A 14715-nucleotide genomic window follows, 5' to 3' on the forward strand; every position below is an offset into this window, starting at 1 on the left:
TTCGGTATTGAAAGCAGTATACCGTAATTTTTATATGAAAAGTCCGTAATTTTTGAGGGAATTAACTGCTATTTTCGTGCGAAATAGAGGTAATGAATGAAAAAGACTATACGATTTTTAGGAATGACAGGACTTTATATTCAGGAGTTCCGGAAATAAAAACCTTATTTTTTTAATGCTTAAAGAGAGACAGTATAACAGCATACTGATTGTAAACAAGAAATACGAATTCTGAAATTATGGATAAGAGCGCAGTGTCAAATAATTTTTATTTAGTTACAAAATATTGGAAGAAAAAAACAGCCGGCAGAGATCAGGTTCACAGGCTGCAAGATAAGGAAAATAGTCTTCCCTCTGTTACTATTAAGGCAGGGGAACTGAACTATTTCAACAAGCTTACCAATGGCAACCCAATAGCTCAGGCTACAGTCCTAAATGCGGTTTATTCTTTTTTGCTGAAAAAACTTAGCCCTGAATTTGACGGCTATGTTGTTTCGGATTATAAAGGACAATCTCATCCTTTGCTTTTTTCGTTTCCGGAAGATTTAAATTCTTCCTTTAAAGAATATCTTCAAAAAGTAAAAACTGAAATTTTGGAGACTTTACAATACTCCGATTTTAATAGAGACGACTTCCCTGAAAAAGTCGGTTTTAAGGAGGTAAGTATCTTTTCCAATTACAGCATTGACATTAACAAAGTGAATACTTTGGCATGTAAGGGAATTTCGTTTAGTATCAAAATAAATGAAAAGGAAGATATTGAAATTACTGTTTCGTACTTAGCCGATTTTGTAAAGAAAACAATTGTTGAATATCTGGTTCAGCAGTTTCAGCAGTTTATTGTTAATCTGGAAAATAATATAGCAGTCAGCTTATCGGAATACGAATTACTATCTGAAAGCGAAAAGAAGCAGCTGCTGGTGGATTTTAATGCCACAGATGCCGCTTATCCGGAAGAAAAAACAATAGTAGCTCTATTTGAAGAACAGGTTGCGAAAACACCGGACAATGTTGCTGTTGTATTCAAAGAATCGAAATTAACTTATTCTGAATTAAACAAAAAAGCCAATCAGTTAGCCCATTACATTTCCTCGAATCATACCCTAAACAAAGGAGATATCGTGGGTGTGTTTTTGCCTAAGTCCGATAACGGAATCATTGCGCTATTGGCCATATTAAAGTTAGGTGCCGTCTATTTACCCATAGATACCCATTATCCTCAGGAAAGAATCGATTACCTGATCAAAGACAGCGGTTTGAAGCTCCTGATTACGGATAATGTCGGAGACTTCAGTACTTGTGAGACCATAGCTTTACCATCCGTTGCTTTTGATCGTAACAGTGATGAGAATAGCAATACTGCAATTTCACCAAAAGATTTGGCGTATGTGATTTATACCTCAGGATCTACGGGACATCCAAAGGGGGTAATGATCGAACATACGAGCAATATCAACATGGCTTTGGATCAGATTAAATTTTTTGATGTCCGTAAAGAGGATAAAATTGTCTGGTTTGCTTCAGTCGCTTTTGATGCTTCTATATCAGAGATTATGATGAGTTTGTACAGCGGGGCAACATTATGTATTCCGACCGAAGAAGTCATAAAAGACCAAGATCAGTTTATCCGTTTTTTAAAAGAAACAAACGCCACCGTAGTCACTTTTCCTCCGAGTTATCTGGGACTATTATCCGAAGAGGATATCTCGGGATTGCGCTGCGTCATTACGGCAGGTGAACCGGCCAATCCAACTAAGGCAATTGCTGTTGTAAAATCCGGAATTGAGTATTATAATGCTTACGGCCCTACCGAATGTGCGGTTTGTGTATCGATGTACAAGCTGTCCGAAAAAGATTTTGATAAAACGGTCATTCCAATTGGCAAACCCATCTCAAATACCAAAATTTATATATTGGACGAAGCGTTACTGCCTGTACCAATAGGGGTAGCCGGAAAAATATATGTTTCCGGAGCCGGAGTAGGAAGAGGCTATCTCAACAAGCCGGAACTTACACAGGAGAAATTCACCGCAAATCCTTTTCAGACAGGGGATCGAATGTATGATACCGGAGATTTAGGCTGCTGGTTGCCCGACGGAAATATTGAATTTTTGGGTCGAAAAGACTTTCAGGTCAAAATAAGAGGCTACAGGATCGAATTGGGCGAAATAGAAAATACAATTCTACAGTATTCCGATGCGCTAAAACAAGTCGTTGTGGAAGTAAAAGAAAACCACCACGAGAAAGTACTCGCTGCCTATCTGGTAAGCAGTACACCTATCAATAAATCGGAGCTGAGAAGTTTTCTTCAAAATGCACTGCCTGACTATTTGGTTCCGGGTTTTTACATTGCATTAGATCAACTGCCTTTAACTCCAAATGGAAAAATAGACAGAAAAGCGCTGCCGGACATTAGCAGTGAAGATGTGATCCGAAAAACATATGTTGCACCGCAAAATGAAACCGAAAAAAGTTTAGCAGCGATTTGGGAGGAAGTACTGGGAGTTGAAAAAATAGGGATAACGGATAATTTCTTTGAGTTAGGAGGACACAGTTTAATAATCGCTCAGGTCATTAACAGAACCCATAAACAATTAGGGAAAACGGTTTCTTTCAAAACCTTTTTCACAAGCCCGAGCATAGCGGAATTAAGCAGACATTTACAAGAAAATAGCTATCTGGCAATCCCTAAAGCTCCCGGGGCACAGTCATATCCCTTAACGGCTTCGCAAAAAAGGTTGTGGATATTGAGCCAGTTAGACGGAGGTACCTTAGCCTATAATATGCCTGCCACGGTAAAATTAACCGGAACTGTTGATGCAGAGAAATTTGAGGAATCGTTCAGGCTGTTACTTCGTCGCCATGAGATTTTAAGAACCGCTTTTAGAGCGACCGAAGAAGGAGAAGTCGAACAATATATAGTGCCGGCAGAGCAGGTAAACTTTACGATAGCAGAGAAAGATTTTAGTTCGGAAGAAAATAAGCATGAAGCCATTGCCGGGTATCTGCTGCATACAAACAGCCAGCCTTTTAATTTGGAAACAGCGCCGCTGGTAAGAGCTTCTTTAATCAAAGTAAAAGAAGACGAATATGTGTTTTTCCTGTCCCTGCACCATATCATTGGTGATGGCTGGTCAATAGAACTCTTAATCGCCGAGGTGGTAAAAACCTACAATGTCTTACTGCAAGAAAAGGAAATCAGCTTCCCGGAATTAAACATTCAGTATAAAGATTATGCAGTATGGCTGAAGGAAGAACTTCAAAATGAAAGACAGCAAGAATCAAAAGAATATTGGCTGGCACAATTTGCAGGAGAACTGCCCGTATTAGAGTTGCCGGGATTTAATGCCCGTCCGTTAGTACAAACCTATAATGGAGATACGATCAGCCATCAGTTTTCGAATGCTTTTCTGGAACGTTTAAAAGGGTTTTCAAAGCAGCATGATGTGACTTTGTTTATGACTTTAATGGCCGGTATTAATGTCCTGTTGAACAGGTACACCGGTCAGAACGACATTATAATAGGAACCCCGATCGCGGGAAGAGAGCATCCGGATCTGGAAAATCAAATGGGATTGTATCTGAACACGCTTGCGATTCGAACGCAATTAAAAGAAGAAAGCAACTTTCTGGATGTCCTAACACTGCAAAAAGAGACGCTGTTAAGCGCCTACGACCATCAAAATTACCCTTTTGATGAATTAGTCGGAGAACTGAACTTAAAGAGAGATACCAGCCGTTCCGTTTTATTTGATGTGCTCGTAGTGCTGCAAAACCAGGAACAGTTAAACAACCTTAATACGGAAGTACTCATTGACCTGGAAATAAGCAAGTACGAGTTTAAAAGTAAAACCTCGCAATTTGATGTTAGTTTCATTTTCGTAGAGAAAGAAGGGCTGGATCTTAGAATTGAATACAATACCGATATCTACGATGGTTACCTGATCGAAAGAATGTTCGGTCATTTTGAAAATTTGATGCTGAAAACTTTAGCACAGCCTGAAATACAGATTCAGGAAGTCGATTATCTGACTCAGGAAGAAAAAAATCACCTGCTGTTTGATCTGAACAATACAGTTATCGAATATCCGTCAGGCAAAACCGTACTGGATTTATTTGAGGAACAGGTAGCGAAAACCCCGAATAATATTGCCATCGTATTTGAAGACACCCAATTGACTTACAAAGAACTGGACGAGCAATCCAGTCAATTGGCCACTTATCTGACGCATAATTACGCCATTGAAGCCGATGATTTGGTAGGAATCATACTCGAAAGAAGCGAGCGAATGATCGTTTCTATTTTCGGGATCTTAAAATCAGGCGGCGCTTATGTGCCTATGGATGTAAATTATCCGCAGGAAAGAGTCGATTTTATCACAAGCGATGCGAAGCTGAAACTGAGCATCAATGAGACTGAATTTGCTAAATTTAAGTCCGTTCAGGAGGCTTACCCAACTACAACGCCTGAGCGTGGGGATTTAGTAAATCATTTGGCGTATTGTATCTATACTTCAGGATCTACTGGGAATCCAAAAGGCGTACTGAACCATCATGCAGGCCTGTACAATCGCCTGGTCTGGATGAAAGACTACCTCAAAGTCGAAGAGAAAGAAGTTTTTCTTCAGAAAACCCCTTACACCTTTGATGTTTCGGTTTGGGAATTGATTTTGCCTTTCCTTACCGGAAGTTCACTTGTGATTGCCAAACCCGAAGGACATAAAGATGTGGCTTATTTACAGGATATCATCAGTAAAAAACAAGTTTCAATCGTGCATTTCGTGCCTTCAATGCTGGGTGTTTTCCTTTTGGATGCAGACAGCAAAAAAGGCCAAAGTTTATCCCATATTGTATGCAGTGGCGAAGAATTGCCGGCCCTTATGGCGCAGGAATGCAAGGAAAAATTCGTAAAAGCAAAACTGCACAACCTCTACGGCCCTACAGAAGCGGCTATTGATGTAACCGCTATCAACCTAAGCGAAATTGACGTTTTAAAAGAAGGCGTAAGTATCGGTAAACCCATTGCCAACACCAGTATCTATATCGTCAACAATTCACTTGGACTGCAGCCTTTTGGGGTACCGGGAGAGCTATTGATCTCGGGGATACAGGTGGCCCGAGGCTATCTGAACCTTCCGGAGCTTACGCAAGACCGCTTTATCGCCGATCCGTTCCGGGCAGGGTATCAGGTGTACCGCACCGGAGATATTGCCCAATGGAAACCCGACGGTTCCATTCATTATATGGGAAGAATCGACAATCAGGTTAAAATCAGGGGGAACAGGATTGAACTGGGAGAGGTTGAAAATGCCATCATGATGTATGGCGGCATCCAGCAGGCCGTAGCAACTCCTAAAGAAGTAAACGGAGAAAAAGTATTGGTAGCCTATTATCTTTTAGAAAGAGGAACCGAAATAGACAAAGCAGCCATGCGTGCGTATTTGCAGGGAAAACTTCCGGAATATATGGTACCGGGCTTTTATGTAGTACTCGAAACCTTACCAATGACTTCCAGCGGAAAAGTTGACCGCAAAGCCTTACCGGGCATAGGAGGCGATGACCTTATCCGTGGTGAATATGTTGCACCGCGCAATCCAACAGAAGAAAAACTGGCTGTGATCTGGCAGGATATTCTGGGCATAGATAAAGTGGGAATTACCGATAATTTTTTCGAATTGGGAGGTGATTCCATACGCGCCATACGAATTTTAGCCAAAATCAATAAAGAGCTTCATATCAATTATAAACTGGCCGATATCTACGCTTTGCCGTCTATCGAAAAATTATTGGCTATAGCAACAGAACGAACAGCAAGCGAGATTCCGGCGGCCATCAAAGCTGAAGTGGAAGCAGAATTTGAAAAACTGGAACAAGAATTCAATCCGTATGCGTTTTTTGAAGAGCGACAATTTCTTCAGGAAAACAAAGAAGATCCACAACATTTGAATGTTCCATTTTCGGAAGAAAAAATTGTTTCTATTTATCCGATGAGTGATATCGAATTGGGAATGCTGTTTGGTTCGCTCGCCACTAGAAATAAGGGAGTGTATCACGATCAGTTCGTCTTTCCATTGCCAACAGCGCACTTTGACAGGGAAGCATTTGTACAGGCCATTTCGATTTTAACTGAAAAGCATGAAATCCTCAGAACAGCGTATAATATTGAAAAATACAGTAGCCCCGTACATCTTGTTTATGAAAAAACAGCTGTCCGCTTAGCATATGAAGATGTTTCGGCAAATCCGCAGGAGGAAATTTATTCGATAATAAATGACTTTATGGTACAGGAAAGAACTCATAATTCTTTTGTGACTTCAGAACCGGGTTTATGGAGGATGAAAATTTATAAAACTGCCGAAAAAGAATACAGCCTGCTTTTTCAATTCCACCATGCCATACTGGATGGATGGAGCGTGGCTTCGTTAATGACAGAACTGAACAACATTTACCTTTCTGTTTTAGAAAATAAGGAAGCAGCCACAACGCAACTGGCGCTGACTTATAAAGATTATGTTTTTGAGCAGCATTGCATCAAAAAGAATGAGAAGTACAATGATTTCTGGAAAGAAAACCTAAGCGACTATAAAAAGCTGGATATTTTTACGGAAGAGCATTTTTCAAAACGACATGATTTTACAATAGAGGGAGCATTGTATGATTCGGTACTCCAATTTAGCCAGGGCCACGGTTTAAGTTTAAAAACAATAGCTTTTGCCACTTATTTGTACACTTTAAAAACCCTGACCTACGAGGACGATATCACTGTAGGCCTGGTAACCAGCGGCAGGCCTTTACAGGAAGATGCAGATAAAATATTGGGCTGTTTCCTGAACACGATTCCTTTCAGAATTAAGGAAACAAAAGGAACTGCAATATCTTTTACAGAAAAGATCAATGAATTGCTAACCCTTCAAAAACAGTTTGAAAGAATCAGTCTGAATGAATTGCAAACCCGTTTTTCCGTAAACAAAAAAGGAGAAAACCCATTTTTTGATACCCATTTTAATTACATCGATTTTCATATTTATGATGATCTGAAGGTACAGAATAATGAAAAAGTAAGCGAATTTAGATTTGCAGCTCTCAACTTTGAAGCGACAAATACGTTTCTGGATTTAAATATTCGTCCGGTCGCAAACGGTATCAAAGCATCGTGGAATCAGCAAAGAGCCTTAAAATACGGTTTAACGATAGAGCAACTGCAGGAATATTACACTAACTTTTTATCCACGCTAGTCAATTCGGGTGATGCGGTTTTAAAAAATGAATCTGTTCTGCCGGAATCAGAGCTGCAAAATTTGCTCTACGAGCTGAATAATACCACAATCGAATACCCTTCAGGCAAAACCGTACTGGATTTATTTGAGGAACAGGTAGCGAAAACCCCGAATAATATTGCCATCGTATTTGAAGACACCCAATTGACTTACAAAGAACTGGACGAGCAATCCAGTCAATTGGCGGGGTATCTGACGCATAATTACGCCATTGAAGCCGATGATCTGGTGGGAATCATACTCGAAAGAAGTGAGCGAATGATCGTTTCTATTTTCGGGATCTTAAAATCAGGCGGCGCTTATGTGCCTATGGATGTGCATTATCCGCAGGAAAGAGTTGATTTTATCACAAGCGATGCAAAACTGAAGCTGAGCATCGACGAGGCTGAATTTGCCAAATTTAAGTCCGTTCAGGATGGCTATCCAACCACAACGCCTGAGCGTGGGGATTTAGTAAATCATTTGGCGTATTGTATCTATACTTCAGGATCTACTGGGAATCCAAAAGGCGTCCTGAACCATCATGCAGGCCTGTACAATCGTTTGGTCTGGATGAAAGACTACCTGAAAGTGGCAGAGAAAGAAGTTTTTCTTCAGAAAACGCCTTATACCTTTGATGTTTCCGTTTGGGAGCTGATTTTACCTTTCCTTACCGGAAGTTCACTTGTGATTGCCAAACCCGAAGGACATAAAGATGTGGTTTATTTACAGGACATCATCAGTAAAAAACAAGTTTCAATCGTGCATTTCGTGCCTTCGATGCTGGGTGTTTTCCTTTTGGATGCAGACAGCGAAAAAGGCCAAAGTTTAGCCCATATCGTTTGCAGTGGCGAAGAATTGCCGGCGCTTATGGCGCAGGAATGCAAGGAAAAATTCGTAAAAGCAAAACTGCACAACCTCTATGGCCCTACAGAAGCGGCTATTGATGTGACCGCAATAAACCTAAGCGAAATTGATGTTTTAAAAGAGGGAGTAAGTATCGGTAAACCCATCGCCAACACCAGTATCTATATCGTCAACAATTCACTTGGCCTGCAGCCTTTTGGGGTACCGGGAGAGCTATTGATTTCCGGGATACAGGTGGCCCGAGGCTATCTGAACCTTCCGGAGCTTACACAAGACCGCTTTATCGCCGATCCTTTCCGGGCAGGGTATCAGGTGTATCGCACCGGAGATATCGCCCAATGGAAACCCGACGGTTCCATTCATTATATGGGAAGAATCGATAATCAGGTTAAAATCAGGGGGAACAGGATTGAACTGGGAGAGGTTGAAAACGCCATCATGGCGTATGGAGGCATCCAGCAGGCCGTAGCAACCCCTAAAGAAGTAAACGGAGAAAAAGTATTGGTAGCCTATTATCTTTTGGAAAGAGGCGTGGAAATAGACAAAGCAGCCATGCGTGCGTATTTGCAGGGAAAACTTCCGGAATATATGGTACCGGGCTTTTATGTAGTACTCGAAACCTTACCGATGACTTCCAGCGGAAAAGTCGACCGCAAAGCCTTACCGGGCATAGGAGGCGATGACCTTATCCGTGGTGAATATGTTGCACCGCGCAATCCAACAGAAGATAAACTGGCCACCATCTGGCAGGATATTCTGGGTATAGGTCAGGTAGGAATTACCGATAATTTTTTCGAATTGGGAGGCACTTCTTTTCAGCTGATCAAATTGCAAAAAATGATTGAATTGTTGTGGCCCGACAAGATGGTGATTTCGGATTTATTTGAATTTAATTCGATAAAAGACATTGCCGTCTTTATCACTAGAGATTCAGGTGAAACCGACTTAGAAGAGAAAGACGAGATGAAATTTTTTGAAATTTAAAACAAAACGATTATGGATATTGCATTAATTGGAGTTAGTATAAAATATGCTGATATAACAAGCCTGCAAGAGTTTGCAGACGTTATAAGAAATAATAGTATTTGTGTAAAGCAACCCACAAAAGAAAGAATCTTATATTCTAAGATAGATCCAAAAGAAAAGTACCATCCGTATGGCTATCTGGACAGAGCCGATCTCTTTGACCATGAATTCTTTAATTTGTCAAAAGGAGAAGCCAATACAATCGATCCCGGACACAGAATGATCCTGGAAGGTGTCTGTACGGCCATTGAAAACAGCGGTTATGATCTGGATTATATCGCATCGCAAAACACCGGATTGTTTACCACCACGCAAACGGGGCTTTATAATTTATTGTACCAATCCGAAAACAAAGGATTGGATTTTATAGGCAGTTTGCCTTCAATAGGCGGTGGAAGAGTGGCGAATATCCTCAATATCAGAGGGCCGGTAATGAACATCGATACGGCCTGTTCGTCGTCTTTGGTTGCCATTCATGAAGCCGTACAGAACATAAGACGAGGCGAAATTGACTTAGGAATCGTAGCAGGTTCACGCTTGTTATTTCTGTTTAATGAAGCCGATAGTTTTGAAAAAGATGCCATCATGTCTACCGACGGGATGTGCAGGGCTTTTGATGAAGAAGCTTCAGGAACAGCAGGAGGAGAGGGTATCGCGGTGGTTATTCTGAAAAGGTTAGACCATGCTATAAGAGATAATGATACTATTTTATCAGTGATAAAAGGATCAGCAATTAATAATGACGGAAGCAGTTCGAATAGTATAACAGCGCCCAGTCCGGTGGCCCAAAAGAATGTTATTCTAAACGCCTGCAAAAACGCCAATATTCCTGTGAACAGTGTAGGATATATAGAAACCCACGGTACAGGAACCAAATTGGGAGATCCTATAGAATATAAAGGGATAAAAGATGCTTTTTCGAGCACTAATGAAGCCTATTCAGTTCGTTTAGGGACTTTAAAACCCAATATCGGCCATCTCGATAATATGTCGGGATTATTTGGATTCATAAAAGCAGCTCTTGTATTAAAGGAAAAAGAATTTTTTCCGCTGGCCAATTTTAATACGGTAAATAAATTTATAGAAGAAGATCCGAATATTCTTTTGCAAAAAGAGGGAGCCAAATGGCAGACCAATCAGATAAGAAGGGCAGGAGTGAGTTCGTTCGGCCTGAGTGGTACCAATGCACATATTATTCTGGAGGAATATAAAGCAACTGCTGCAACGACTTCAAATACAGCTACTAATAACTGGTTTAAAATCGCTGCAAAAAGCAAAAATGCCTTAAAAGAGTACATCGACAGTATTCATAATTTTATTTCAGAAACGACTCCCATAGAGGATCTGGCGTATACTTTAAACACCGGCAGAAAAGACTATAAATACCGGCTGGCAGTATCGGGTAATACAATTGCTGGAATAAAAAAATCGCTTTTAAACCAAAAAGAGAATGATGAAATTACTACAGCAAAATATACCAAAATCGCTTTATTGTATCTCTCTGATGCCGTTCCAAATGTTGAAAATTTCTTAAAATGCAGCCAATTTAAAGAGGTGTTCCTGAACCTGCAAAAAGAGATTGACAACAATCAGACAGATTTTGCGGTATCACAAACGCTGGCATTCCAGGTTTCTTTATTCAGATACCTGTCGGCAAAAGGATTTAACGTAAACCAGCTGATTTGTAATGGTACTATTGCTAAAGCTTCCAAAGAAATAATTGAAGGTAAAAGTATCATTTCTAAAGATCTGAATTTTAATGAAGCGTTCAGTTTAGACTTGGAAAAATTAAAAGTACTGGCCAAAAACTGTGCGGATAACAACATATTGTTAGTCGTAGTTGGGAACAACACCCATTCCATGCCGGGTATTCTTTCAGCATTAAAAGAAGAACAGGTTCCGGGCATAGATGTATTGAAAATCATGGACTGCAATAACTGGAATTTGTTGTGGAGTACCCTTTACAATAACGGTTTAGAATTTAACTGGAAAGGATTTTACAGCAGCGAAGTGTTCAAAAAAGTGACTGCGCCAACGTATCCGTTTGAAAAAATATCCTGTTGGAATGAACATAAAAATCCGTTGTTTTTTAATACCCTGAATCAAAAAACAGCGATCGAAGAACCAAAACTTAGTATTGAAAATCTAAGCGAGGAAGAAATTGTCGTGAGTATTTTAAAAGAAATTTTAAAAAATGATAACCTAAGCCTCACGGACGATTTTTTTGAATTAGGCGGAAATTCAATTGTAGGCGTTCAGTTTATAAACAGGGTTAATGAACTGTTTGGCATCACCATACACTTTGATGCGCTGTTTGAATGCTACGAAATCAATGAAATTGTAACGCTTATAAAAGAGGCAATCGGGGAAAAAAGCAAAAATACTTTTGAAGTACTTCCCCTAAAAGGAGAATTGATTTTTGAAACCCTTGAGGCTTCCAACTCACAACAAAGAATGTGGATTGAATCTCTAGTAGATCCGTCGATGCAATCAATTTACAATATCACTTTAAGCTACAACACCAAAGGAAATCTGGATATTGACGTTTTTAAAGAAACCGTACAGGAATTAATCCGCAAACATGCCTGCCTGCGGTCGACTTTTTTCACAGATGAAGACGGCACCATCCAGCAGCGCATAAAGGAAATTCACAATATAGCTATTGATAATTATTTTGCTTTTTATTCGAATAATGATTCTCTTATTCCTGAGGAAAAAGCGAAAGAAATTCAAAACGTCACCTTTGATTTAGAACACGGCCCCTTGTTTCAGGCTGCTGTGCTTCAGCATGATGAAAGCAATTATAAACTACTCTTTGTTTTTCACCACATTATTTTTGATGGCTGGTCTACGGGAGTTTTTATAAAAGATTTTGTGACGGTTTACCAGCAAATCTTAAGCAGGGCCTATGTTCCTGTACCCGCTAAAAATGATTATTTTGAATATCTGATCTGGCTGAAAGGAAACCTGCAGTCTGAAAAAACAGCCGCGTACACCGACTACTGGACAGCAAAACTGGGCAACAGGAATTCAAATTTAAGATTAGGAAATCCGGATACCGGAAGTTTAGAAGGGGCCCGTTTAAATTTCACTATCGATAAAAGACTGAAAGACAAATTGGCTGATTACGCCAATACAAACAGGATCACCTTATTCAGCCTTTTGATCTCTTCCGTAAGAATCTCACTATACCGACTGGCTCAGGAAAACTTTGTCATCGGTACAGCGGTCTCCGGAAGAGTTAAAAAAGAGTTTGAATCGACAATCGGTATGTTTATCAATACACTGCCTCTTTATACGGAAATCGACAGCGATAAAAGTTTTGCCGATACCGTTGCCGATGAAATGCATACGATTATGACAGCATTAGAGTATCAGGTTTATCCGTACGATCTGATATTAAATGATTTGAAAGTCGCAAACAAGAAGTCGTTTTTTGACGTAATGGTAGTATTGCAAAATCAGAACAACAGGGCAGGAATGGTAAGCAAAAGCGATCTGCCGTTTGAAATCGAAGAAGAAATGAACCAGACTTCGGCCTTTTCAAGATTCAATTTGTCCTTTACGTTTTTTGATGTTGCAGAGGCTATTGAACTGGAACTGGAATACAAAACAGGAGTGTTCAGCCAGGAATTTATTTACGCCATAATGGATACGTTTTTCCATCTTCTGGAACAATTTGTCGATACTCCTGAACAGAAGATTTCACAGTTTTCTGTTCTAAACGAAAATCAGTCCGAAGCAATCCTATACGGATTTAACGACACCAAATCTGATTTTCCACAGGATAAAACGCTGATAGAAATATTTGAAGAACAGGCAGACAAAACGCCTGATGCCCTTGCGGTGATTTTTGAAGATACGAAAGTAACGTATCAGGAACTTAATACAGAAGCCAATCAGCTGGGCCGTTATTTAAGGGAACTTTTCCGGATTGTACCGGACGATCTCATCGGAATCAAACTGGAACGAAGCGAGAAAATGATTCTGGCAATATTAGGCGTACTGAAATCCGGTGCGGCCTATGTGCCCATCGATCCCTCTTACCCTCAGGAAAGAATTGACTTTATAGAAAAAGACAGCAAGTGTAAAATTGTGATTGACGAAAATGTATTGTCCTTATTTTATAAAAATCAGGACGCCTACACCGGTGCCAATATCGAAAAAATAAACAGCCCAAAAGACCTGGCCTATATTATTTACACTTCGGGAACCACAGGTAATCCAAAAGGTGTCATGGTAGAACATACGAATGTAGTCAACCTGATCATTTCACAGACCAGAGAGTTTCAGATAGACGAAAGCGAAAGAATCCTTCAGTTGTCCAATTACACTTTTGATGCGTCTGTAGAGCAGATTTTCCTGGCTCTTTGTAACGGAGCGAGCTTGTACCTGATTGCAAGAGCAGCTTTGCTGGAAGCCGAACTTTTTGAAGAATTTATTACGGCAAATGAAATTACGCACCTTCATGCCGTGCCATCCGTTCTGGAAAAAATAACTCCGGACAGCCGTTTTTCACTGAAAAGAGTGATTGCCGGAGGAGACAGCTGTTCCGAAAAACTGGCGGAATCCTGGAGTACAATCTGTGATTTTTATAACGAATACGGTCCAACCGAAACCACAGTGACTTCGATTGAGTTTCTGTATGACAAAAATGCGCCATTTTCTATCGGTAAGCCGATTTCCAATACGCAGGTCTATATCCTGGACAATAATCTGTTTCCAACCCAGTTGGGCGTTTTGGGGAAAATATACATTTCGGGTGCCGGGGTGACCCGCGGTTATCTGAATAAACCGGAGCTTACCGCTGAAAAATTCATCGAAAATCCATTCGTACCCCATACCAAAATGTACGATACCGGAGATTTGGGACGCTGGCTTCCGGATGGAAACATCGAATTTCTGGGAAGAAACGACGAGCAGGTAAAAATAAGAGGCTTCAGAATTGAGCTGGGCGAAATAGAAACGGTCCTTTTGCAATTTTCGGACGATTTACGACAGGTAGTAGTGCAGCCGCAACACGTAAACGGAGAGAAAACATTAGTGGCGTATTACGTTTCGGATACCGAATTAGACAAAACCGAAATTCGCCGCTATCTCCAAAACAGGCTGCCGGAATATATGGTTCCGTCATTTCTGGTAGTGCTCGAAGACTTGCCGGTCACTACAAACGGAAAGGTTGACCGTAAGGCCCTGCGGGGCATCAGTGAGGCAGATATTATCCGAAAAGAGTATGTAGCACCCCGAAACGAAATTGAGCAAAAAATAGCCCTGATATGGCAGGAAATCCTTGGCGTTGAAAAAGTCGGCGTTACGGACAGTTTTTTTGAACTCGGAGGGCATAGCCTCAACGCTACAAAACTAATCAGTATCATCCACAAACAGTTTAATGTCAAATTATCCATCATCGATTTGTTTGACAATATTATACTGGAGGAATTAGCACTGCTTCTGGAAAACACCTTATTGTATCGTAGCAGTAATGAAGAAAATATTTCAATTGAAGAATCTGAAAATTTTACGATCTAATTTAAAAAATGGAAACCTTAAAAGGTCAAAATTGAAA

2 protein-coding genes are annotated in these 14715 nt (G+C 40.3%); both read left to right on the plus strand.

Going from position 1 to position 14715, the window contains the following annotated elements:
* Positions 1-239 precede the first annotated feature (239 nt).
* On the plus strand, positions 240-9107 hold the full coding sequence (locus LPB89_RS06985; protein ID WP_230701048.1) for a non-ribosomal peptide synthetase: 8868 nt from the start codon (positions 240-242) through the stop codon (positions 9105-9107).
* A 12-nt stretch (positions 9108-9119) separates the two neighbouring features.
* Positions 9120-14678, plus strand: a complete 5559-nt coding sequence (locus tag LPB89_RS06990) for a non-ribosomal peptide synthetase (protein WP_230701049.1) — start codon at positions 9120-9122, stop codon at positions 14676-14678.
* Positions 14679-14715: the final 37 nt, after the last annotated feature.

Origin of the sequence: Flavobacterium sp. ENC, assembly GCF_020991415.1 — a bacterium.
Lineage (GTDB): Bacteria > Bacteroidota > Bacteroidia > Flavobacteriales > Flavobacteriaceae > Flavobacterium.

Bases quoted from the DNA above. Each gene is read 5' to 3' on its own strand.
- LPB89_RS06985 (WP_230701048.1), top strand. From the start codon at position 240: ATGGATAAGAGCGCAGTGTCAAATAATTTTTATTTAGTTACAAAATAT.
- LPB89_RS06990 (WP_230701049.1), top strand. From the start codon at position 9,120: ATGGATATTGCATTAATTGGAGTTAGTATAAAATATGCTGATATAACA.